Annotated in this window: 13 protein-coding genes and 7 pseudogenes; 8 read left to right on the top strand and 12 right to left on the bottom strand. The window is 59.5% G+C overall.

The features are described 5' to 3' along the window. Positions 1–659 (bottom strand): annotated as a pseudogene (locus CES87_RS17400) (GntR family transcriptional regulator). 309 nt (positions 660–968) lie between these two features. On the opposite strand from CES87_RS17400, the pseudogene xdhA reads away from it, so the two are divergent. The 5 genes and pseudogenes from xdhA (at position 969) to guaD (ending at position 7067) form a co-directional block, all read left to right on the top strand. Next, positions 969–2374: pseudogene (gene xdhA, locus CES87_RS17395) on the top strand (xanthine dehydrogenase small subunit). Then, positions 2367–3077, top strand: a complete 711-nt coding sequence (locus CES87_RS34350; protein ID WP_371858219.1) for a molybdopterin cofactor-binding domain-containing protein — start codon at positions 2367–2369, stop codon at positions 3075–3077. The pseudogene xdhA and the gene CES87_RS34350 overlap by 8 nt, the downstream one beginning before the upstream one ends. Continuing rightward, positions 3013–4762: pseudogene (gene xdhB, locus CES87_RS17390) on the top strand (xanthine dehydrogenase molybdopterin binding subunit). Before CES87_RS34350 ends, xdhB begins: the two are co-directional and overlap by 65 nt. Before the next feature lie 117 nt (positions 4763–4879). Further along, entirely contained in the window at positions 4880–5737 is an 858-nt protein-coding gene (xdhC, locus tag CES87_RS17385) for a xanthine dehydrogenase accessory protein XdhC (protein ID WP_128607108.1), read from the top strand. Between the two features lie 25 nt (positions 5738–5762). Next, complete coding sequence (gene guaD / locus CES87_RS17380) at positions 5763–7067, top strand: guanine deaminase (protein WP_128607107.1); 1305 nt, start codon at positions 5763–5765, stop codon at positions 7065–7067. 170 nt (positions 7068–7237) lie between these two features. On the opposite strand, the gene CES87_RS17375 is transcribed toward guaD, so the two are convergent. Beyond that, complete coding sequence (locus CES87_RS17375) at positions 7238–8002, bottom strand: GntR family transcriptional regulator (protein ID WP_096512714.1); 765 nt, start codon at positions 8000–8002, stop codon at positions 7238–7240. A gap of 328 nt (positions 8003–8330) precedes the next feature. Between CES87_RS17375 and CES87_RS17370 the strand changes: the two genes are divergently transcribed. Then, positions 8331–9521, top strand: coding sequence for a benzoate/H(+) symporter BenE family transporter (locus CES87_RS17370; protein WP_128607106.1), 1191 nt, complete (start codon positions 8331–8333; stop codon positions 9519–9521). A 164-nt stretch (positions 9522–9685) separates the two neighbouring features. Here the strand turns inward: CES87_RS17370 and CES87_RS17365 are convergent, their stop codons facing one another. Continuing rightward, the gene (locus tag CES87_RS17365; protein ID WP_128607105.1) at positions 9686–10030 is read right to left on the bottom strand and encodes a YggL family protein; all 345 of its coding nucleotides are present in this window, start codon (positions 10028–10030) and stop codon (positions 9686–9688) included. A gap of 233 nt (positions 10031–10263) precedes the next feature. On the opposite strand from CES87_RS17365, the gene dacB reads away from it, so the two are divergent. Further along, complete coding sequence (dacB, locus tag CES87_RS17360) at positions 10264–11724, top strand: D-alanyl-D-alanine carboxypeptidase/D-alanyl-D-alanine-endopeptidase (RefSeq protein WP_128607104.1); 1461 nt, start codon at positions 10264–10266, stop codon at positions 11722–11724. 113 nt (positions 11725–11837) lie between these two features. On the opposite strand, the pseudogene CES87_RS17355 reads toward dacB, so the two are convergent. Together CES87_RS17355 and rlmKL are read right to left on the bottom strand one after the other, a co-directional pair. After that, positions 11838–14236 (bottom strand): annotated as a pseudogene (locus CES87_RS17355) (diguanylate cyclase). A 199-nt stretch (positions 14237–14435) separates the two neighbouring features. Then, positions 14436–16706 carry a bifunctional 23S rRNA (guanine(2069)-N(7))-methyltransferase RlmK/23S rRNA (guanine(2445)-N(2))-methyltransferase RlmL gene (rlmKL, locus tag CES87_RS17345; RefSeq protein WP_128607103.1) on the bottom strand — a complete coding sequence of 757 codons (2271 nt, stop codon included), beginning with the start codon at positions 16704–16706 and terminating at the stop codon, positions 14436–14438. A gap of 528 nt (positions 16707–17234) precedes the next feature. On the opposite strand from rlmKL, the gene rmf reads away from it, so the two are divergent. Then, positions 17235–17450, top strand: a complete 216-nt coding sequence (gene rmf / locus CES87_RS17340; protein WP_128607102.1) for a ribosome modulation factor — start codon at positions 17235–17237, stop codon at positions 17448–17450. Positions 17451–17703: 253 nt separating this feature from the next. Here rmf and CES87_RS17335 read toward each other — a convergent pair. The 7 genes and pseudogenes from CES87_RS17335 to CES87_RS17295 all read right to left on the bottom strand — a co-directional run bounded on the left by CES87_RS17335 (position 17704) and on the right by CES87_RS17295 (position 24434). Continuing rightward, positions 17704–18722: pseudogene (locus CES87_RS17335) on the bottom strand (quinone-dependent dihydroorotate dehydrogenase). An 82-nt stretch (positions 18723–18804) separates the two neighbouring features. Continuing rightward, the gene (locus tag CES87_RS17330) at positions 18805–20181 is read right to left on the bottom strand and encodes a hypothetical protein (protein WP_256590954.1); all 1377 of its coding nucleotides are present in this window, start codon (positions 20179–20181) and stop codon (positions 18805–18807) included. A 48-nt stretch (positions 20182–20229) separates the two neighbouring features. After that, positions 20230–21906 (bottom strand): hypothetical protein, encoded by a 1677-nt coding sequence (locus CES87_RS33205; protein WP_256590959.1) that lies wholly within the window; start codon positions 21904–21906, stop codon positions 20230–20232. Next, a pseudogene (locus CES87_RS17310) lies at positions 21893–22612 on the bottom strand (EscJ/YscJ/HrcJ family type III secretion inner membrane ring protein). Before CES87_RS17310 ends, CES87_RS33205 begins: the two are co-directional and overlap by 14 nt. After that, complete coding sequence (gene sctI, locus CES87_RS17305; RefSeq protein WP_128607100.1) at positions 22609–22917, bottom strand: type III secretion system inner rod subunit SctI; 309 nt, start codon at positions 22915–22917, stop codon at positions 22609–22611. Before sctI ends, CES87_RS17310 begins: the two are co-directional and overlap by 4 nt. 59 nt (positions 22918–22976) lie before the next feature. Next, positions 22977–23249: a type III secretion system needle filament subunit SctF gene (sctF, locus tag CES87_RS17300; protein ID WP_128607099.1), complete on the bottom strand. Its 273-nt coding sequence runs from the start codon at positions 23247–23249 to the stop codon at positions 22977–22979. 10 nt (positions 23250–23259) lie between these two features. Continuing rightward, a pseudogene (locus tag CES87_RS17295) lies at positions 23260–24434 on the bottom strand (PrgH/EprH family type III secretion apparatus protein). Between the last annotated feature and the right edge of the window lie 3 nt (positions 24435–24437).

Raw genomic sequence — 24437 nt, 5'->3', positions numbered from 1 at the left:
TTAAGCGTCCGTCAGGGCAGAGATCACCAGATCGCAACTGCGCTGGCCGTAAGCCGTCAGCACTTCGCGGATCTGTGGAAAGTCACGGGCAACCACGGCGGCGAGCAGGCGTTCGAACAGCTCCAGATACTCGCTCATCGAGGCCTTGCGCTGATCCAGGGCAAGGAAGTAGGCACGACTCATGGCCGGCTGCAGATTCTCGACGGTTTCCTGTAGATAAGGATTGTTGGCGAACGGATACGTGGCGCGCATCACATTGAAACTGTCGTCGACGAAGGTATGAATGTCCTGACGTTCGTAGCTGGCGGTCAGGCGCTGCTGGATCTGCACGAACGGCGCCAGGTCGGCCTGGACTTTCCAGCCAGTGGCCACGGCGTTGGCCAGCAGGATGTACATCTCGCCCATCAGCGTGCACAGGCTCCGCACCTTGTGCGCGGTGAGCTCGGTCACGTGGGCGCCACGTCGCGGAAGGATCGCGATCAGGTGACGACGCTCGAGAATCAACAAGGCCTCGCGGACCGAACCACGGCTGACGTCGAGCGCCTGCGTGACCTTCTGTTCCTGGATGCGCTCCCGGGCTTCATTTCACCACGAATGATGCGTTCGGCGAGGTGGTGAGCGATTTGCTCGGCGAGGCTGTCCGGCGCCTTGAACGTCATGGTTGTCCTTCAAACTCTTCGATCTGCACAAGCGGCGCAGTGTAGCGCAATTGATACGTCTTGGCGGAGTGCCCGGCCGGCGGTTTTTGGCACGATTCAAGCAAAAAGCAGCCTATCCCGCGAGGTCAATACTGTAGGAACGAGTCGGTGATCGACGAAATGCACTTTCCTGACCTTTAAGTCAGAAAATCATTGACCGCAAAGTCAGACCTGCTAAATTCAGGTCAAGTCGGTTAACAACAATAATGAGTCTGCGAGGCCTTCCGTGATCCAGTTTTACTAAACCAGGAACTCCGTAGCGAGCACGCCCTGGACCCGAACCTGACCGTGCTCAACTATCTGCGCGACCATGTGGGCAAACCGGGCACCAAAGAAGGCTGCGCCAGCGGTGACTGTGGGGCGTGTACCGTGGTGGTCGGCGAGTTGCAGACGGATGACGCTGGCCGCGAACACATTCGCTATCGCAGTCTCAACTCGTGCCTGACGTTCGTTTCGTCCCTGCACGGCAAACAACTGATCAGCGTCGAAGACCTCAAGCACAAAGGCGAGCTACACAGCGTGCAGAAAGCCATGGTCGAGTGCCACGGCTCGCAATGCGGCTTCTGCACCCCCGGTTTGTGATGTCGCTGTTTGCCCTGCAAAAGAACAGCGACGAGCCGGATCATCACAAGGCTCACGAAGCCCTGCCGGCAATCTGTGCCGCTGCACCGGTTATCGGCCGATTCTGGAAGCTGCCGAACAGTCCTGCTGCGGCAAACAGCCTGATCAGTTCGATGCCCGTGAAGCCGAAACCATCGCCCGCCTGAAAGCCATCGCACCCACCAATATCGGCGAACTCAACAGTGGCGACAAACGCTGCCTGGTGCCGCTGACCGTTGCCGATCTGGCCGACCTCTACGACGCTATCCACAAGCCCGCCTGCTGGCCGGTGGCACGGACCTGGCACTGGAAGTCACGCAGTTTCATCGCACCCTGCCGGTGATGATCTACGTCGGCAACGTCGCCGAGATGAAGCGCATCGAACGCTTTGACGACCGCCTGGAAATCGGCGCCGCCACCGCTCTCTCCGACTGCTACGACGCGCTGAAGGCCGAGTACCCGGACTTCGGTGAATTGCTGCAACGCTTTGCTTCCCTGCAGATCCGCAACCAGGGCACCCTGGGTGGCAACATCGGCAACGCCTCGCCGATCGGTGACTCGCCACCGCTGTTGATCGCATTGGGCGCGCAGATCGTCCTGTGCAAGGGCGAAACCCGGCGCACCATGGCCCTGGAAGATACTTCATCGATTACCGCGTGACGGCGCGCCAGGAAAGTGAGTTCATCGAGAAGATCATCGTGCCGCGCGCCAGCGCAGAGCAGCTGTTCCGCGCCTACAAGGTATCCAAGCGTCTGGACGATGACATCTCTGCGGTTTGCGCAGCCTTCAATATCCGCCTCGAAAACGGCGTGATTGCCGACGCCCGCGTGGCATTCGGTGGCATGGCGGCGATCCCCAAGCGTGCCAGCGCCTGTGAGACCGTCCTGCGCAATGCACCCTTCAACAGCGCCACCCTCGAACGCGCCTGCGCTGCATTGGCCGAAGACTTCACACCGCTCTCGGACTTCCGCGCCAGCAAGGAATACCGCCTGCTCAGCGCGCAGAATCTGCTGCGCAAATACTTCATCGAACTGCAAACACCGCACATCGAGACCCGGGTGACCGCTTATGTCTAATCATCACGCCGTAGAGAAGACCCAGGCCGAACTGGCTGAACTGTTCGCCAAGGACCTGACCACCGGTGTCGGCCGCAGCGTCAAGCACGACAGCGCCGCCAAACATGTGTCCGGTGAAGCGCAGTACATCGACGATCGCCTGGAATTCCCCAATCAGTTGCACGTGTACGCCCGCCTTTCGGATCGCGCCCACGCCAGAATCATCAGTATCGACACCGCGCCGTGCTACGCCTTCGAAGGTGTGCGCATCGCCATCACCCACGAGGACGTGCCGGGCCTGAAGGACATCGGCCCGCTGATGCCCGGTGACCCGTTGCTGGCCATCGACACGGTGCAGTTCGTCGGGCAGGTGGTGATGGCCGTGGCCGCCTGTGACCTGGAGACCGCACGCAAGGCCGCGATGGCCGCGGTGATCGAATACGAAGACCTGGAACCGGTGCTGGACGTGGTCGAGGCCTTTCGCAAAAAGCATTTCGTGCTGGACAGCCACACCCATCAACGCGGTGATTCAGTGGGCGCATTGGCGACAGCGAAAAATCGTATCCAGGGCACGCTGCACATCGGTGGCCAGGAACACTTCTACCTGGAAACCCAGATCTCTTCGGTGATGCCCACCGAAGACGGCGGCATGATCGTCTATTGCTCGACCCAGAACCCACCGAAGTGCAGAAACTGGTGGCCGAAGTGCTGGACGTGTCGATGAACAAAATCGTCGTCGACATGCGTCGCATGGCGGTGGTTTCGGCGGCAAGGAAACCCAAGCCGCGAGCCCGGCCTGCCTGTGCGCGGTGATCGCGCACCTGACCGGTCAACCGACGAAGATGCGCCTGCCACGGGTCGAAGACATGTTGATGACCGGCAAGCGCCATCCCTTCTATATCGAATACGACGTGGGCTTGACGACAGCGGGCGCCTGCACGGCATCCAGCTGGAACTGGCGGGTAACTGCGGCTGTTCGCCAGACCTGTCGAACTCGATTGTCGACCGCGCCATGTTCCACTCGGACAACTCGTATTACCTGGGCGATGCGACGATCAATGGCCATCGCTGCAAGACCAACACCGCGTCGAACACCGCTTACCGAGGCTTCGGCGGCCCGCAAGGCATGGTCGCCATCGAAGAAGTGATGGATGCCATTGCCCGCTATCTGGCCCTCGATCCGCTGGCAGTGCGCAAGGCCAACTACTACGGCAAGACCGAGCGCAACGTCACTCATTATTACCAGACCGTCGAGCACAACATGCTCGAGGAAATGACCTCGGAACTTGAAGAAAGCAGCCAGTATTTTGAGCGCCGTGAGGCGATCCGTCGTTACAACGCCAACAGCCCGATCCTGAAAAAAGGCCTGGCGCTGACCCCGGTGAAATTCGGTATCTCCTTCACCGCCAGCTTCCTCAACCAGGCCGGTGCGCTGGTGCACGTCTACACCGACGGCAGCATCCACTTGAACCACGGCGGCACCGAAATGGGCCAGGGCCTGAACACCAAAGTCGCGCAGGTTGTGGCTGAAGTGTTCCAGGTGGAAATGGACCGCGTGCAGATTACCGCGACCAACACCGACAAAGTGCCGAACACTTCGCCGACGGCAGCGTCCAGCGGTGCCGACTTGAACGGCAAGGCTGCGCAAAATGCGGCGGAAATCATCAAGCAACGCCTGGTGGAATTTGCCGCGCGGCAATACAAGGTCAGCGAAGAGGACGTGGAGTTTCACAACGGCCACGTACGGGTTCGCGATCACATCCTGACCTTCGAGGCGCTGATTCAACAGGCGTATTTCAATCAGGTGTCGCTGTCGAGCACCGGCTTCTACAAGACCCCGAAAATCTACTACGACCGCAGCCAGGCCCGTGGTCGGCCGTTCTACTACTTCGCCTTTGGCGCGGCGTGCTGCGAAGTGCTCGTCGACACCCTGACCGGCGAATACAAAATGCTGCGCACCGACATCCTCCATGACGTCGGCGCCTCGCTGAACCCGGCCATCGACATCGGCCAGGTCGAGGGTGGTTTCATCCAGGGCATGGCTGGCTGACCATGGAAGAGTTGGTGTGGAACAACAAAGGCAAGCTGATGACCAACGGCCCGGCCAGCTACAAGATCCCGGCCGTGGCGGACATGCCGCTGGACCTGCGGGTGAAACTGGTGGAAAACCGCAAGAACCCGGAAGACACGGTGTTCCACTCCAAGGCTGTGGGCGAGCCACCCTTCATGCTCGGCATCGCCGCGTGGTGCGCGATCAAGGACGCGGTGGCGAGCCTGGGCGATTACAAACATCAACCGAAAATCGACGCACCGGCGACGCCGGAGCGGGTGTTGTGGGGTTGCGAGCAGATGCGGCAGTTGAAGGTGGCTAAGGCTGCCGAAACCGAGGTTGAGTTGGCTTCGCTCTAAGAACGAGGCGCTGCCTTCGCGGGCAAGCCTCGCTCCTACAAGGGCAATGCAAAACCTGTAGGAGCGAGGCTTGCCCGCGAAGAGGCCCGAACAGACAACAACGATGTCGAGGTGAACATGTACAACTGGATCGACGCCCTCGCCGACCTGCAAAACCGGGGTGAACCCTGCGTATTGGTGACCATCATCGAAGAGCTCGGCTCGACGCCGCGCAATGCCGGCTCGAAGATGGTCATCAGCGCCAACCAGACGTTCGACACTATCGGTGGCGGGCATCTGGAATACAAAGCCATGCAGATCGCCCGCGAGATGCTTGTCAGCGGCAAACAGGACACCCATCTGGAGCGCTTCAGCCTCGGCGCCAGTCTGGGCCAGTGCTGCGGTGGCGCGACGGTATTGCTGTTCGAACCGATGGGCCAGGTCCAGGCGCAGATCGCCGTGTTCGGCGCCGGTCATGTCGGCCGGGCGCTGGTGCCGCTGCTCGCCAGCCTGCCCTGCCGGGTGCGCTGGATCGACTCGCGGGACGCCGAATTCCCGGAGCAGATCCCCCACGGCGTGCGCAAAATTGTCAGCGAAGAACCGGTGGATGAAATCGACGACCTGCCCGCCGGCAGCTACTGCATCGTCATGACCCACAACCACCAGCTCGACCTCGAACTCACCGCCGCGATCCTCAAACGCAACGACTTCGCCTACTTCGGCCTGATCGGCTCGAAAACCAAACGGGTGAAGTTCGAACACCGTCTGCGCGACCGTGGGTTTGACAGCAGCGTGCTGCAACGCATGCGCTGTCCGATGGGCATCGGTGAAGTCAAAGGCAAGTTGCCTGTGGAAATCGCCATCTCCATCGCCGGCGAAATCATCGCCACCTATAACGCCAATTTCGGCCAGCACACCGCCAGCGCCGAACCGATTGCCAAACTGCTGCCCGCTTCACGCCGCAGTCAGGCCGCAAACCTCAAAGCCTCCAATTGAGCTGCTTCATAAATAGAGAGCAACCATGCCACTGACTCGCAAAGCCTACCGCGCCGCCATCCTGCACAGCATCGCCGACCCTGCCGAAGTGGGTATCGAGGCCTCCTACGAGTACTTCGAAGATGGCTTGCTGGTGGTCGATAACGGAAAAATCAGTGCCCTGGGCCACGCCAGCGAATTGCTGCCGACCCTGGCGGCCGATATCGAAATCACCCAATACCAGGATGCGCTGATTACCGCCGGCTTCATCGACACCCACATCCACCTGCCGCAAACCGGCATGGTCGGCGCCTACGGCGAGCAATTGCTGGACTGGCTTAACACTTACACCTTCCCGTGCGAAAGCCAGTTCGCCGACAAGGCCCATGCCGACGAAGTCGCGGACATTTTTATCAAGGAACTGCTGCGCAACGGCACCACCACCGCACTGGTGTTCGGCAGCGTGCATCCGCAATCGGTTAACTCGTTCTTCGAAGCCGCCGAACAGCTGGATCTGCGGATGATCGCGGGCAAGGTGATGATGGACCGCAACGCGCCGGACTACCTGACCGACACCGCCGAATCCAGCTATGTCGAAAGCAAGGCGCTGATCGAGCGCTGGCACGGCAAGGGTCGCCTGCACTATGCGGTCACGCCGCGCTTCGCACCGACCAGCACCCCAGAACAACTCGCCCTGGCTGGGCAGTTGCTCAGCGAATACCCGGATCTGTACATGCAGACCCACATCAGCGAAAACCTCAAGGAAGTCGAGTGGGTCAAGGCGCTGTTCCCGGAGTGCGAGGGCTACCTCGACGTCTACGATCACTACCAGTTGCTCGGCGAACGCTCGGTGTTCGCCCACGGTGTGCACCTGTGCGACGACGAGTGCGCGCGCCTGGCCGAAACCGGTTCGGCCATCGCCTTCTGCCCGACTTCGAACTTTTTCCTTGGCAGCGGTTTGTTCAACCTGCCGATGGCCGAGAAGCACAAACTGAATGTCGGTTTGGGCACCGACGTTGGCGGCGGCACCAGTTTCTCGCTGCTGCAGACCCTCAACGAAGCGTACAAGGTGATGCAAATGCAAGGTGCGCGCCTGAGTCCGTTCAAGTCGCTGTACCTGGCGACCCTTGGCGGCGCCCGCGCGTTGCGACTGGAGGACAAGATCGGCAACCTGCAACCGGGCACCGACGCCGACTTCCTGGTGCTGGACTACAACGCCACGCCGCTGCTGGGTTATCGCTTGAAGCAGGCCAATACCATTGCCGAGACGTTGTTTGTGCTGATGACGCTGGGGGATGACCGGACAGTGCTGCAGACGTATGCGGCGGGGAATCTGGTGCATCAGCGGTAAGAAATTGCAGGCATAAAAATCCCCCGCAATCGTCAGATTCCGGGGGATTTTTTATGCCCCTGTAGGAGCGAGCCTGCTCGCGATGGACTCGAGGGCGCCGCGGGGTATCAGGCTTCCCGCGTAATCGTTGACGACCATCGCGAGCAGGCTCGCTCCTACAGGGGGCGATGTTAGATTTTCGCTGGCGAACGCCCTGGCTTCTTGGTCTGCAACAAATGCGAAAACACTGCATGCAAATCATCCGACGCACTTTCTTCGTCGAGGTTGAGTTTGCTGTCGATGTGATCCATGTGATGCATCATCAGGTCCACTGCCAGCTCAGCGTTGCGCGCTTCGATCGCGTCGATCAGCTGGGTGTGCTCGTCGTAGGAGCAGTGGGAACGGTTGCCGCTTTCGTACTGGGCGATGATCAGCGAGGTCTGCGATACCAGGCTGCGCTGGAAGCTGATCAACGGGGCGTTTTTCGCCGCTTCAGCCAGTTTCAGGTGAAACTCGCCCGACAGACGGATGCCCGCGCCACGATCGCCACGGGAGAAGCTGTCGCGTTCGTCGTTGACCATCTGGCGCAACTCGGCAATTTGCTCGGCGGTGGCATGTTGAACCGCCAGCTCAGTGATCGCACGCTCCACAAGACGCCGGGCCATAAACACCTGACGCGCCTCTTCGACACTGGGACTTGCGACCACGGCGCCGCGATTCGGCCGCAGCAGCACCACGCCTTCATGGGCCAGACGCGACAGCGCGCGGCGAATGATGGTGCGGCTGACCCCGAAAATTTCCCCCAGCGCTTCTTCGCTCAACTTGGTGCCGGGCGCCAGGCGCTGTTCGAGGATGGCCTCGAAGATATGCGCGTAGACAATATCGTCCTGGGTACCGCTGCGGCCGGCTTTACCTGCTCGCGGTTGTTTCTTGAGGGGTTGCAACTGTTCGTTCATGGGCACTCGAGTCGGGAGAACTGCGGCGAATTGACCGTGACTGTAATACGGCACAGTGGGTCGCTGGCAAGTATCGCGTAAAAAACACTGCGATTGTACACAATGGACGGTGGCAACACGACTGTACGGCTCTTTGTCGCTTCCGCTGTATAGCAACGCCTGCTTACATTTGAGTTTAGGCTTAAACCCGTAACTGTAGGAGCGAGCCTGCTCGCGATGGTCGTCAACGATAACGCTGGATGCCTGATTCCCCTCGGCGCTCTGACGTTCATCGCGAGCAGGCTCGCTCCTACAGGGGGATTTCATCAATACCAGGATCACTGCCGTCATGAACGACACGACGCACACGCAACTGCGCCCATTGGCCGACACGTCACCCTCAGCCATCGTCGCCGGGTTCATCGCCATGATGACCGGCTACACCAGTTCCCTGGTCCTGATGTTCCAGGCCGGGCAAGCGGCGGGCCTGACCAGCGGGCAGATTTCGTCGTGGATCTGGGCGATTTCCATCGGCATGGCGGTGTGCTCGATCGGCCTGTCGTTACGCTATCGCACACCGATCACCATCGCCTGGTCGACCCCCGGCGCTGCACTGCTGATCACAAGCCTGGGCGGCGTGAGTTATGGCGAAGCCATCGGGGCCTATATTACCTGCGCAGTGCTGGTGACGATTTGTGGCCTGACCGGTAGCTTCGAGCGCTTGGTGAAAAAAATTCCCGCATCACTGGCAGCGGCATTGCTGGCGGGGATTCTGTTCAAGATCGGCAGCGAAATTTTCGTCGCCGCCCAGCATCGGACCGCACTGGTGCTGGGCATGTTCTTCACCTACCTGGTAATCAAACGCTTATCACCGCGCTATGCGGTATTGGGCGCGTTGTTGATCGGCACAGCATTGTCAGGGTTCATGGGACTGCTGGACTTCAGCGGTTTTCATCTGGAAGTGGCCACGCCGGTCTGGACCACTCCGCACTTCTCCCTCGCCGCGACGATCAGCATCGGCATCCCGTTGTTCGTGGTGGCAATGACCTCGCAAAACATGCCGGGCATCGCCGTGTTGCGCGCCGACGGCTACAGCGTGCCGGCCTCGCCACTGATCACCACCACCGGTATCGCTTCGTTGCTGCTGGCGCCGTTCGGCTCCCACGGGATCAACCTCGCGGCCATCAGCGCGGCGATCTGCACCGGGCCGCATGCCCATGAGGATCGCAACAAACGCTATACGGCAGCGGTGTGGTGCGGGATTTTCTACGGGATCGCAGGTGTTTTTGGCGCGACACTGGCTGCGTTGTTTGCCGCACTGCCCAAGGAATTGGTGCTGTCGATTGCAGCATTGGCGTTGTTCGGCTCGATCATCAACGGCCTGAGCATTGCCATGAGTGAAGTGAAGGAACGTGAAGCGGCGCTGATCACCTTTATGGTCACGGCGTCAGGGCTGACGCTGTTTTCCATCGGTTCGGCGTTCTGGGGGATTGTTGCGGGGGTGGTCACGTTGATGATTTTGAATTGGCGCAAAGCTTAGGGACCTCAAAAGCTTCGCGGGCAAGCCTCGCTCCTACAATGGTCTCCTGTAGGAGCGAGGCTCGCCCGCGAAGGCATTTCCGGGATCGCCATCGCAACCAAGCCATGAACCAAAAAGCAGGCACAAAAAAACGGCGACCCTCGGGTCGCCGTTTTTTCAGATCATCAAGCTACCGGATTGATCGGCTTTTCCGGGTACCAGACGTCCATCAGCGGGCTGACTTCAACGCTGGTCAGCTCGGTGCGGCCTTTGAGCCAGGCTTCAACGGCAGCGCGCTGTTCAGCGCTGACCGAGCCACGCTTCTGCAGGCAAACCAGACCGTAGTCGTCACCGCCAACATAACCCAGACCGTTGGCTTCCATGGCTTCTTTGAGGAACGCATCGAGGAAAGCATCAATGGCTTCATCAGCCAAATCTTCTTTGAAATCCAGGTTCAGCTCGAAACCCAGCTCTTGAAATTCATCAACGCACAGTTTTTTGCGCAGACGCTGGGAACGGTTAGTCGCCATTGGAACAATCCTCTTAAGTAATAACGGCCGGCACTTTACCAGTTTAAGCCGCCGATTGCCCGCCTCTGAACGGCGCGCGCCCTACCGCCGGTAAAAAAATAGCCGATAACAAGACCAAGGCACGGCACAAGCCACGACACCTTGGGGCATAATGCCGACACTTTTGTGACCGCTGAGGGTTTTCATATTCACGCCCTCGTCTTTTCCCCCTCGACTGTAGGGTTTTATTTCAGATGATCAAATCGTTGCGTCCACTGCTGCTGGCTAGCCTCCTATTTCCGCTGGCCCTCCCCGTTTCCGCTGATCCGATCAATACCGCTTTGTCGCCCAATGTTGAAAAAGCCCTCAAGGCCAGCAAGTTGCAGGACAACGCCCTGTCGCTGGTGATGATTCCGCTCACCGGGCCCGGCACCGCCACCGTTTTCAACGCTGATGTTTCGGTCAACCCGGCCTCGACCATGAAACTGGTGACCACCTACGCGGCCCTGGAAATGCTCGGCCCGAACCACCAGTGGAAAACCGAGTTCTACACCGATGGCACCCTCAGCGGCGGCATCCTCAACGGCAACCTCTACCTCAAGGGTGGCGGTGATCCGAAGCTGAATATGGAAAAACTCTGGCTGCTGATGCGCGACCTGCGCGCCAACGGCGTGACCCAGGTCACCGGCGACCTGGTGCTGGATAAAAGCTTCTTCGTGCAACCGCAACTGCCGGAGTTCAACGACGACGGCAACGATGAGAACAAACCGTTCCTGGTCAAACCCGACTCGTTGCTGGTTAACCTCAAGGCCCTGCGCTTTGTTGCGCGCAACGACGGTGGTCGGGTGCTGATCTCCGTGGAACCGCCGATTGCCAGCATTCGCATCGAGAATCAGGTCAAAGCGGTCAATTCCAAACAGTGCACCGGCGGTGTGCGTTACAACCCGGTTTCTCAGGCCGATGGCAGCGTGACCGTGACGGTCGGTGGCCAATTGGGTGATGGTTGCAGCTCTCAAACTTACCTGTCGCTGCTCGACCACGCGACCTATACCGCCGGTGCCGTGCGTGCAATCTGGAAAGAGCTGGGTGGCAGCATTCAGGGCAAGGACGTTCTGGCGCCAACGCCTAAAGACGCCAAGGTGCTGGCGCGGGCGTTCTCGCCGGATCTTGCGGAAATCATTCGCGACATCAACAAATACAGTAACAACACCATGGCCCAGCAGCTGTTCCTGAGCCTGGGGCAGAAATTCCGCACCGATGCCGATGCCGACGACGCCAAGGCTGCCCAGCGAGTTGTGCGTCAGTGGCTGGCGAAGAAAGGCATCACCGCGCCACACCTGGTGATGGAGAACGGGTCTGGCCTGTCCCGCGCCGAACGCGTCAGCGCCCGGGAAATGGCTTCGATGCTGCAAGCCGCATGGCGTAGCCCTTACGCCGCCGAGTACATCAGCTCGATGCCGATAGCCGGCACCGACGGCACCATGCGCAAACGCCTGAAGACCACCGCGATGCGCGGTGAAGCTCACGTCAAGACCGGCACCCTGAACACCGTGCGCGCAATCGCCGGTTTCAGCCGTGACATCAACGGTAATACCTGGGCGGTGGTAGCGATCCTCAACGACAAGGCCCCGTTCGGCGCATCGTCGGTGCTCGATCAGGTGCTGCTGGATCTGTATCGCCAGCCGAAACTGCCACAGACAGCTTCGGTGTTGTAAAGCTGTAGGAGCCGGCTTGCTGGCGAAAGCGGAGTGCCAGGCATCATCAATGTTGACTGATGCGCCGCCATCGCCAGCAAGCCGGCTCCTACAGGTTTTGTGTACTACCCGAATCAGTTAATCTCCCCCTGCACCCGATCCCTACCCTCCTGCTTCGCCGCATAAACCCCCGAGTCCGCCCGCAGCAACAGCGCATCCGCGCCCTCGCCGCACCGCCAACTGGCAATCCCGAAGCTGGCGGTCACGACCCCCACTTCATCGATCGGCGCACTACGCAACCCTTGCCACAGCTCCAGCGCCAGAACATAGGCGTGTTCACCGGCAATATCCGGGCACAGCACCATGAACTCTTCACCGCCCAAACGGCAGAACACATCCGTGCGCCGCAGCCGATGACCAATACGCTCGCACACAGCCCGCAACACCCGATCGCCTACGGCGTGACCATACTGATCATTGATGCGTTTGAAGTGGTCGATGTCGAGCATGATCACCGACAGCTCGCCGCCACCGCGCTCCACCCGGGCCATCTCGGTAGTCAGTCGCTCCTGGAAATAGCGGCGATTGTGGATACCGGTCAGTGAGTCGGTGACCGACAGCGCGCGCAGTTCTTCCTCTACCCGCTTCAAATCGGAAATATCCGAAATATAGCCATGCCACAGCACGCCGCCACCGGGGAGCTCTTCCGGTGTCGCCTCGCCGCGGACCCAGCGCAGGCCACGCTGGGGCAACTGCACGCGGTACTCCTCGCGCCAGGGGCTGAGGGTGTCCGCCGAGGCCCGGATCGAAGCGCGGACGCGAGTCGTGTCTTGAGGATGAATCCGCATGAAGATCGCTTCGGCGTTGAGCAGCAATACGTCCGGGTCCAGTTCATAGATCTCGCGAATGCCGTCGCTGGCGTAGATCACACTGAAGCGACCGTCGAATTCCATCTTGAACTGGTAAATGCCGCCAGGCACATGGGCGCTGAGTTTCTTCAACAACAGGTCCCGCGCAGCCAGCGCTTCGTGCACGCGTTTGCGTTCGGTGATGTCGATGCAGACCGCCAGGTGCCCGACCCACAGGCCTTGCTCGTCGAGCACCGGAGTGGCCAGCATATTGACGATCAAGTGACTGCCATCACCACGCACCAGTGTCCACTCCCGCGCTTCGTGCCCGCCCTCAAGGCTGCCCTCGACCAGCATCGCGTGGCAGGCCGGCACCGGCTTGCCAAAAAGCGCGCTTAACTCGACGGAACGAGCGGTGAGTTCCCGGGGCAGATGCAGGTTTTCCAGGGTCATGTGCCCCACCACTTCGGCGGCGGTGTAGCCCAGCATTTGTTCGGCACCGGCATTGAAGGTGCTGATTACCCCCGCAGGTCCGTGGCAATGATCGCCACTTGGGTGGCGGCATTGAGCACGCCGCGCAACTGGCCGTGGGTTCCTCGCAGCTCCTGTTCGCGAGCGCGCAATTGCTCGGTCCGCTGCTCGACCATTTTTAGCGCGCGCTGCCGCTGACTGACCAGCACGTAGAGCAACGCGCTGAGCAACACACTCAGCAAACCACCGAGCACCACCATGGTGGTGACCGAAGAATGGTTGGCGAGCAGAAAAGTTTCGCTGGGCTGGATGTCGACTTGATAGTCATGATCAGCCAGGCGCAACAGTCGGGTCGCGGACAACTCACTGACGGCGGGAGCGTTCGGCGACTCGAACAGCACCTCGTGCTGTTCATCTGTGGATAAATCGAGAATGCGCACCGAGAGATAATCACGGCCCGCCTCCGGCAAGTCATCGGCCAGCAACTGACGCATGCTGATCACCGCCATGACATAACCGAACGGTTTGCTGATTGCGCCCTCCGGACTATTGCGCAGCATGACGGGTGCGACCAGTAGCACGCCCCGCGCATACGCCGGTTCGATGCTGACCAGGTGCATCGGTTGCGATACCGCCATGCGCCCGTGCTGATCGGCACGCTCCAGAGTCGCACGTCGCAATGGTTGAGCCAGCAAGTCGTAGCCGAGCGGCGAACCGAGTTTGCTTTGCGTTTGGCTGTACAGCACCACCACATACTCATCCCGCTCGGCGGCCAATTGCAGTTGGCCGTCGGCATTGAGTTCGCGCACGGTAAACCCACTCAGGCCCTCAGCCCGCACACGCTGCTCGAACGACGCACGCTGGTCGCCAGTGACCCGTTCGGCGAACGAGTACGCCTGGGTCCGGTGCAACAGAGGTTGGGTATAGCCGTTGAATTCCTCACGGGAAACCGTATCGGAATTGGCAAAGAACCGGCGCAGGCCATCGAGGCGCTGCTCCTGATCTTCGAAACGTTCTTCGATGCGGCTGTAACGTTCACTGGCCAGGAGTTGGAAACGTTGCCGCAATTGATGGTGAAACAGATTGAGTGTCGACCAGGCCAGCAATCCGGTGAGAATTCCGCCGACGAACAATACCAGGAGCGCGACCAGCCAGGCCGAAACATCTTCGCTGATAAAACCCAGGATCTTTGGGCGCACGGCGTGCAGCGACATAAACGCAACTCAAAACGCCAGGTGCGGGAAAGCCCTTTGGCCCTGAGTTGAGTTATAGCTATTAGCCATCAATTTGACCAGCACCCTGTAGGAGCGAGCTCTGCTCGCGATGGTCGATAACGATTACGCGTGCTTACTGGGTAAACGTGGCGCTCTCAGGTTCATCGCGAGCGCGCTCGCTCCTACAGGGGGTCAACCATCAACGTGCCGTGATTTTCCAGGCGCGGTGGATCTTGGCATTACGGGCAAAATCCGGATCAATGGTCTGAGCGGTGATCTCCTCGACGGCATAGCGCTGGCTGAGGTTTGGCTCCAGCTCGAACTTGCGGAAGTTATTGGAGAAGTACAAAACACCGCCGCTTGCCAGCCGTGCCATGGCCAGGTCGATCAATTGCACCTGGTCACGCTGCACGTCGAAGATGCCTTCCATGCGCTTGGAGTTGGAGAAGGTCGGCGGGTCGATGAAGATCAGGTCGTACTCTTCACGACTGGCTTCGAGCCAGGCCATTACATCGCCCTGCTCCAGACGGTTCTTGTCGGAGAAGCCATTCAACGACAGGTTGCGACGCGCCCAATCCAGGTAGGTTTTCGACAAGTCGACGCTGGTGGTGCTGCGCGCACCGCCCTTGGCCGCGTGCACACTGGCGGTGGCGGTGTAGCAATACAGATTGAGGAAGCGTTTGCCGGCCGCCTCTTTCTGAATGCGCAGGCGCATCGGTCGGTGGTCGAGGAACAGGCCGGTGTCGAGATAATCGGTGAGGTTGACCAGCAGCTTCACGCCGCCTTCATTGACCTCGACGAACTTGCCCTGCGCAGCCTGGCGCTCGTACTGCTTGGTGCCGCTCTGGCGCTCGCGACGCTTGACCACCACGCGGCTCTTGTCGATGTTCAACGCCTGCGGAATCGCCGCCAGGGCATCAAACATGCGCGCCGAGGCTTTTTCCGGGTCGATTGATTTAGGGGCGGCGTATTCCTGGACGTGGACCCAATCTTGATACAGGTCGATGGCCATGGAGTATTCCGGCATGTCGGCATCGTAGACGCGGTAGCAATCGATGCCTTCACGCTTGACCCACTTGCCCAGGGCCTTGAGGTTCTTTTGCAGGCGGTTGGCAAACATCTGCCCGCCTTCGCTCAGGCGTGGCTGTTCGACCACCGGCGCGGGCGCCGGAGCCGGTTTGATCGGATTGCCGTTCTTGTTGTACTGGCGCTCTTGCGGCTCGCTAGGGGCTTGATCGTAGGCCGCCTGTTCACGCTCGGCTTGACGTTGCTCCGGGGTGCGACGCTCGCCCGTCACGAACTGATCCGGCAATACCTTGATCAGCAGCAGCTTGCACGGCAAGGCGCCGTTCCAGAACGAATACTGTTTGTGGCTGCGGATGCCCATGCGCTTGCCCAGGTCCGGCGCGCCGGTGAACACCGCCGCTTCCCAGTTCAGGCAGGCCTGACGCAGACGTTCGCCAAGGTTCTGGTAGAGGTAGAGCAGGCTCGCCTCGTCGCCCAGACGCTCGCCGTATGGAGGGTTGCAGATCACCAGGCCTTTCTGGTTCTGGTCGGGACGCGGCTCGAATGTCGCAACTTCGCCCTGATAGATTTTGATCCACTCGCTCAGGCCGGCACGCTCGACGTTGTTGCGGCCCGGTTGAATCAGGCGCGGATCGGCTTCGTAGCCGCGAATCCACAGCGCTGGTTTGGCCAGGCCGGCAGCTGCACGCTCGCTAGCTTCTTCATGAAGTTTTTTCCACAACGCCGGGACGTGACCCAGCCAGGCGGTGAAGCCCCACTGCTCGCGGCGCAGGTTCGGCGCGATATCGGCAGCGATCATCGCCGCTTCGACGAGGAATGTACCGACACCGCACATCGGGTCCGCCAGCGCGCCGCCTTCGGCCGCGATACGTGGCCAGCCGGAACGGATCAGGATCGCCGCCGCAAGGTTTTCCTTCAGCGGTGCCGCGCCCTGCTGCAGGCGATAGCCGCGCTGGTGCAGGCTGTGGCCGGAGAGGTCAAGGGAAAGAATGGCTTCGCCACGGTCCAGACGCAGGTGGATGCGCAGGTCCGGGTTGAGTTTGTCGATGGACGGACGGTCGCCCTGCGGGGTGCGCAGTTTGTCGACGATGGCGTCCTTGACCTTCAGGGCGCCGAAGTGGGTGTTGTCGATACCCGAGCCGTGACCGCTGAACTCGACGGCCAGGGTGCCGTCATTAAGCATGTGGTCTTGCCAGTCGATGTCCAGCACACCGTGATAAAGATCTTCGGCGTCTTTCATCGGGAAACGCTTGAGCACCAGCAGCACCCGGTTGGCCAGACGCGACCACAGGCACAGGCGATAGGCGGTTTCCATGGTAGCCATGCCGCGCACGGCAGAAGTGTGCTCACGTGCTTCCTCAAGGCCAAGCCCGACGGCTTCCTCGATGAGCAGGCCTTCAAGGCCTTTTGGGCAGGTGAGGAAGAGTTCGAAACGATCGGACATGAGGATTTCTTTGCCTTTGGCTGAGTGGACCGGCAACGCATTGCCGGCCCGGTTTTCAATCAGGCGCTTTCTCGAAGAGCGCCCGCGTGGCACGAAGGTGTGCCGTTCCACCCTGCTGCTCGGGTTAAATGAGCTTAGATGCAAGGACAGATAAAAAAGTTGATGCAACAAAATGTCATAAGTCGACCCTTCGTCGAATAATGCCGCACTGCAACGCGAGACATTCTCACCAAAGGATTAACCCCGACATCCTGCGGGGGGCCGATCATACAGGGCTTTGACCAATAAAAACGCGACGAACATCATGTTACTTATGGCCATAGCACATTAACGGTTACGTCCTTATGACAAAACGATCATTCCCTCGATGTGACGCATTGGTTAGAACTCAATACAGGTTGGCGCCACAACGGACGTCAACACCTTGGCTCGCCACGCCGGCAGCGAGCCCCCAACGGCAGAGTTTTCTGCCAGACCTCGATTGAGGTCGACGCGATAAAAACAGTCAACAAGTGAGGGCTACACCCTATGAGAAGACTTAAGCGTGATCCGTTGGAAAAAGCATTTTTGCGCGGATATCAATATGGCGTTGGTGGCAAATCCCGTGAGCTTTGCCCATTTACTCTACCGTCGGTACGCCAAGCCTGGATCAACGGCTGGCGAGAAGGACGCGGCGACAACTGGGACGGTATGACCGGCACTGCGGGAATCCATAGACTCAACGAACTTCACGCCGTCGGCTAACACACAGGGCACACACTCCGACACGACAATCTGACTCGTAACGAATTAACCACGCACGTCCCATCCGGACGGCGGGCTCCGGCCCAGGGGCTCCTTTTAAGGAGCCCTTTTTTATGCCTGCTATTTGGTCTTCTTGAATCCTGTAGGAGCGAGCACGCTCGCGATGGTCGTGAACGATGACACTGGGTGCCTGACACCCCGCGGTGTTCTCAGGTACATCGCGAGCATGCTCGCTCCTACAGGGAGGTGCGCTTTATCTCAGAGCTGCGATGGCGTCGACGGATTCGCGGATGAGCGCCGGGCCTTTATAGATGAAGCCCGAATAGATCTGCACCAGGCTCGCACCCGCGGTGATTTTCTCGGCCGCGTGCTTGCCTTCGGTGATACCGCCCGCCGCGATGATCGGCAGGCGACCGCCCAGCTCCGCCGCCAGCACTTTCACGGTGTGGGTGCTCTTGTCGCGAACCGGTGCGCCCGACAAACCGCCGGCCTCGTGACCATGCTCCATGCCTTCGACGCCCACGCGGCTCAGGGTGGTGTTGGTGGCGATGACCGCGTCCATGCCGGTTTCGATCAACGCTTGGGCGACCTGCGCGGTCTCTTCATCGGTCATGTCCGGGCGATCTTGATCGCCAGCGGTACGTGTCTGCCATGACGCAGCGCCAGTTCCGCGCGGCGCGTGGCCAGGTCGGCCAGCAACTGCTTGAGCGAGTCACCGAATTGCAGGCTGCGCAGGCCCGGGGTATTCGGCGAGCTGACGTTGACCGTCACGTAGCTGGCATGGGCGTAGACCTTGTCCAGGCAAATCAGGTAATCGTCGACTGCACGCTCGACCGGGGTATCGAAGTTCTTGCCGATGTTGATACCCAGCACGCCCTTGTACTTGGCGGCCGCCACGCGTGCCAGCAGGTGATCGACACCCAGGTTGTTGAAACCCATGCGGTTGATGATCGCCTCGGCTTCCGGCAGACGGAACAGCCGTGGCTTGGGGTTGCCCGGCTGCGGGCGCGGGGTGATGGTGCCGATTTCGACAAAACCGAAACCCAATTGCGCGAAACCATCGATGGCCGCGCCGTTCTTGTCCAGACCGGCCGCCAGACCCACCGGGTTCGGGAAGTCCAGGCCCATGACATTCACCGGCATCTTTGCCGGGGCCTTACACAGCAAGCCGTTGAGCCCCAGACGCCCACCCGCGCCGATCAGGTCCAGGGACAGATCGTGGGAGGTTTCCGGGGAAAGTTTGAACAACAGCTGACGGGCCAGGGTGTACATGGGCGGGTTTGACTCAAGGCGGCGAAAAGTGGCGGCGATTATAGCCGGGGTTAGTGTAGACAGGCGACCTCTTTGCCTTGGCTCAAGGGACTTCGGTCTCCTTGAACTCATAACTGTTACCGCCGTATTTGGTACAGCCGAAGACCAGAAACGGGTAGAGAAAAGTCGCCATAAGCGCGGTGCTGCCAATCAAGTAATGCGCTTGATCGTCTTCGGCGGCCTCGGAATCAACGAGCAACCACGTTACCGCACTCATCATCAAAGTGATGGCATGGCCCATGGAGAGTCGCATTGCCCCAATATTGAGTAGCGCGTCCGCCCATTGCGACCGAGTAGGCTTTTGTACACCGGCAAGCACCTTCAGCTCCATTTGCCTTTGAGACTCAGGGTCAAAAAAAACCGAGTCCTGCCCCGGTGAAGGAGACAACACATGCCAACTCTTGGCAAGAATGGAGATGACGTCATCCAAGGCCATGCCAAAGCCATTCAACAACCCTTTGATTGCATCTGCCCCAAGACTGTAACCGAGTCCCGCCGCAGCCCTCGCGGGGCCACTCAGCGGTGCCAGTTGACCCAACTCCGCCAGTAAAAACTGAGCTGCGCCATAGGCACCGGCCGATAACCCGGTGGTCCGCACGTTGGCAGATCCCGCATTATCCAGTAGTGGGATGAAGGCGTTGAACAAACCTCTGACCAGTGTGTAAATCAACCCGCCGCTTACGGCCGGTAGCAACTTGTTGATCGCGCCATTGAAATGCGCCGCTATAAGTACTCCCAATGTTACAACCGCCATGCCGACACGTCCCAGGCGCGAGGCTGGGCTCGCTGTCCCGTTACACTCATTTCGAATGGCCCCTATCAAGGTTAACGCCGGTCCAATAAGTGTTATCGCCACGACTGCCCATGCACGAGATGCCTCACTGGAGTCGCCTTCACGCAAGGCTTGCTCGATGTGATAACCAGCGGCCTGGCGCAGCACCTCAGTCAGAGCAACAATCAGTCCCGTGCGCCCGGTGACATTGAGCAGATTGAGTGCAGGGCCTTTGGCAGCTTCAAGCCACTCCATGCCTGCTTGAAGCATGGTCTGCATTCGGCTTTCACGGGTTTGCTCGGTATCTGCGGCATTCAATGCACCTACCTGAACATACAGTTCTTCAATTACGGAATACTTGGGAAATTGCCCATTTCCAACGAAGGTGCGTACCTCCTCTAGCACTCTCTGGTCCGTCTCACCTATTTGACTTTTAATTTGCTCTAACTGACTCGTAACTGCCCGGTCTAGCCGTTCCACGCCTGCTGAGATTTGCCTGCTCGTCCCCAGCTCACTTACTTGAATGTGAGGCGACTCAATCAATGCTGATGGATCAAGCGGTTCTCTGATCGGCATCGAAGTGCTTACTGCCGAGTCGTTATTGGAGCCAGCGACTCGTACTGGCGATCCAGCAATCGATTGAACCATCGCTATGTCTCTTTAATTAATTAAGGATGTTGTCCTGTTGCAAACGCCTCACCACTCACTCCTCTCCCACGCATCGTCCTCCATTGGCTGGAACACCTCGCGCATGTAGCTCTTGACGAAAAGGTCCACGCCAAACGCCAGGCCGTTGGCGCCGCTGACTTCCTTATAGAGCAGCGAGTCTTTCAACTTCTCGTCTTTCAACCGAACCAGAACCTGTAGCGTGACTGCCATCAATGCCTTGGCAGTGGGGTACGCAGGTGATTTTCCATCCGCACTGCGCAATGAGCGCAGATACTCGTAAATGACCTTCTCTCCCCGCCCTTCCATGGCCAACAGCGATTGATACAAGTGCTCGAACTCAATGTCCGGGCGCTTACTGTCAGGCAGCTCTTGGCTGGCGGCGAGCAAGCGCGACTCCAGCGTCTCGACCGACGAAGTCCCATCGCGTTCAAGCGTGCTGGAACGGGATTCAATCTTCATGGCGAAGCTCGCTTGGGACGTTTGAGTGATATCAGAAGTGCGCCCGGTGAAGCTCGAACACAGCTGCGCAAGCGCCTGCATCGAGGTCTGATCCAGGCAACGAACCGCCTCCGGAAGGTTTGCGACGCACGCCAACAACCGCGGCTCCAGTCGTTGCCGGGCGGCTTCAACATCGAATTCGAGCAGTTGATCTGCGAGCCGCACCACGTAGCGCTCCTGCAAGTGATACTCGAGGACCATCTCGCCAGACCACAGCCTGTGCAATCGCTCGCGCAGTTCATTGCCTTGCGACCGAAAGTGCACCGGCAATAGCACTTGCAACACCGCGCCGGAGTCGCGCGCTTGCTCCGCCAGCCACCGCTCCAGCATGGCGTCCAGCCATTCGGAACGACTCAAGGCGTGTGAGAGCAACTCGCCAGTAGCCTGCGCAAGATCCTTGCGCAATTGCAGCCCCAGCGCCTGCGACGCCAGCAAGCCGTCAGCCAGATGCCCCGTCGCGCGCAAGATGCCCTCGGCATAGCCTTCCTGAAAGGCCTGGGCATGAATCGCCTCGGCGTCATGCCGGGCCTGCTCGACACAATCACGGGCCCAGCGTTGCGCCTGATGCTGCAAGGTGCGACGTCGACGCGCGGCAGCAATGTCTTCGCCAGACAGATGCGCATCGCTCGACTCAGGGACTTCAGTCAGGGTTCGGATAGAGTCGAGCATGCTGCACCGCCAAAAAGAAAAGAGCTGTATCGGGTTCTGTGACCGGCCATTGCTTGTGCAAGCGAACAACCGGCTCGGAAAACTGCAAGACCAGGCGTTGCAGCACATGGGCGGTATCTGCTCGTGCCAGCTCCATAACGCATTGAGGCCAGCGGCTTCGACCTGTTCCAGGGAGACAGGCCAGCGCTCGATCGGCGGGCCGCTTCCGGCTCCCTGGCCGAGACCTGCGAACCGTCGAACCGGCAATGGCAGACTAAGCAATGCCGCGCCTCGCGCCAGATCGGGCATCAAGCGATAAGCACCCATCAGCCTTGCGATATAGGGCAATTGTCGCCAATGGCGAATCCATTGAGTCGCCACGACGGTCAGCGGCACCGAAGGCCACGGCCCTTGCAATTCGAGTCCTTCAAGCAATATCCGGTTGAGCAGGTTTCTTGCCTCTGGCCCATCGAATCCCACCGGTACAGGCAGGCGCTGCGGGTGCAAATAACTCAGAGGCTCGGCGAGAATTGCCTGCAGACATTCAGCGTGTGCCATCACGCCGCCCTGCGCTTGATTGGCGGTAGGCCAGGCTGTGCCGCTGACCAACAGTAATCCGCTCACCAGGGCCACCAACCATCCCCAGTGCGATTGCCCCTGCGTTGCCGCCACGGATGGTGCGACATGCTGTGTCGGTGAGCGCTTGGACAGAATGACCGAAATGTTCTCGTACTCGACAGCCGCAAAACTGTTCTTGAGAAATCGCTTGATGTCGGTGATCAGTAACTGCGGTTCGATGTCGCGCTCATGCACCGCAACGGCCGAGAGATGAATGGGCGCTGACTTGCGCCCACCTTCGCCGGCGTCCAGGTCGTAACTGACATGTACCCGCGCAGAACCACACCTTCGAGCACACCCAGCGACTGCTCGATGCGCTGCTCCAGCGCCGAATAAAGCCGGGCTTTTTCAGCGCGTGGCGAGCCACCAGCGAGTCCGCAGGAAACATCTCAGCCACTTGCAGGCGTGGTCGCGAAGGCAACGAATAGAGGTTGAGCAAATCAACCGCTGCGGAAAAATCGACCTGGTCGACTTTCACCGCATAGCCGGATTTGCCAGCGTCGATTTTAACCGCCGCGATGTTGTTGCGTTGCAGCACCGAGAGCACTTCATTGGCCTGTTGCTGGTCCAGCCCTTCGAGCAGATTCGATTGGCGACACCCCGCCAACATCAGGCACAACAGCATCAACAACACGACTGGTTTCATGACGAGCGCAACAGGGTTTCGGCCGTGCCCACCGCTTTGCGGACCAGCGTGTTGAGCAAGTTGATATCCACGTTGTATTGCCCGGTCAGCTCCTGCAATTGCGCCAATACTTCAGGGCTGGTGATGTCGGGGCTTTGCATCAGCTGATTGATCGCGGAAACATCCCGCTCGCTGCTGACCGCAGAACCGCCAAACGCTTCTATCAACCGTGACTCCAGGGAAACGATCGGCCCTTCCTGCGGGCCGCGTAATTGCGTGAAGGCTGTGCGCTGGATTAACGAACCGGCAATATTTTGAATAGACATGCGATGCACTCATGAAAATGGCCATCGTCACGCAGCAATGGCCGGTCAAAGAGGAAGACTTAGCGAGCGGCCTGGATGATCGCCATATCGATATCCTTGAAGCCCTTGATCGTGTTGGTCTGGGCGTTTCGGAACACCGTATAGGACGAAAATGCAGTTTGGTAAGCGGCGAGCAACGCGGGGTCCGACGCATCTTTCTTAAGTTCGGTCAGAGCATTATCCAGCGCGTCCTTGAGTTTTTGGGCACCGTTTTCGAATGCCTCGGCTTGACGCCCGAGGAAATCATCAGCGTAAGGGTTAGGAAACGCTGGAATTCCAATATCGCCTGACATGAATCACCTTCTATCGTTGTGTTGGAAAATGCCAAGACGACGAAGTCATCTTGATGTAGCCCTGCCGGCCGGTTTGAAACGATTTACCCCTGAGCACGTCGTCCATGAGCTCGACAGTGAAATGCACGTAGCGATCCCCCCACTGCCGGTAAAACCCGTCGAAGTACTGGCGAGCGGCGGACAGTTCGGAGTCCTGCAAGTTGCCGGCAAGGGCAAACGAGACACTGTCCCCGTGCTCGACCCGGTTGTAGGTCAGTGAAAGGCGTTGCAAACCTTCCTGCGCCAGATCGGCGAGTAAGTGGTCATCCTGCATCTGCACCGTGACTTCCCGGGCATAGGGAGCTGCCGCCAGCAACACATCGATCAGTCTTTTCTGCTTCTGGGAGTCAGCAGATTGCGCTGGACGCTCAGCAGCAGGCGCGGTATCGACGGGTCCTTGAGATCAAGCGAATGCCAGGCCAATTGCGGATCATGCTCGATCAGCAGTTGCTCCAGCCGACGACGTTCCTGTTCCATCACCAGCACTTTGCCGCTCAGGTTGTTGTGGCGCACCAGCACTTGCCGACTCCAGCCGGCATCGCGTTCGGAATTCACAAAAACATAAACCGAATCGTCACGGCCGCGCAGCACCTCGACCTGTGCACTGGCGCCGGCGATCAATGCGCGGATATCGGATTCGGGTGCTGGCTCCGGCACCGACGACCAAAAGCCAACCGCGACGACAAGCCCAGCCAGCGCCAGACCGCCAGCGACCCATCGAGTCAAAGGTCCACGCCACCACTCAAAAGCGGGTACATCGGATGAGTTGCCGTGTTGCTGTTGCAGAAGTTCAGGCACCCAGGATTGGCCTTCAGGACGCAAGGCGATTTGCAGGCCGCCGATCTGCACCCTGGTCTGAAAGGCACAGTGGCGTAATTCGGCTGACTCGTTGAGCAACCGTAACGACAGACCATCAGGTGAGGCTTGATCGACCAGCACCTCAAAATTGCATCCACCCTGCTCCAATGGAATGAAGATGGCATCCGCCGGGACGCTGGCAGTCAGGGCCCCCTCCCCCAGCAAACCCACAGCCGCTACCACGAACAAGGTCGTGGTTTCGCCGAGGGTGAATTCGCAGCCTTGCAGCGGACCGTTGAGGATCCGCAGAACGCAGGGCTGCTGGGTGAGGGCCGTCAGAACTGTCACCGT

Source organism: Pseudomonas sp. ERMR1:02 (genome assembly GCF_002277815.1).
Classification (GTDB): domain Bacteria; phylum Pseudomonadota; class Gammaproteobacteria; order Pseudomonadales; family Pseudomonadaceae; genus Aquipseudomonas.
Note: the sequence above shows the minus strand (reverse complement) of the source record. Positions and strands in the feature narration are given on the sequence as shown.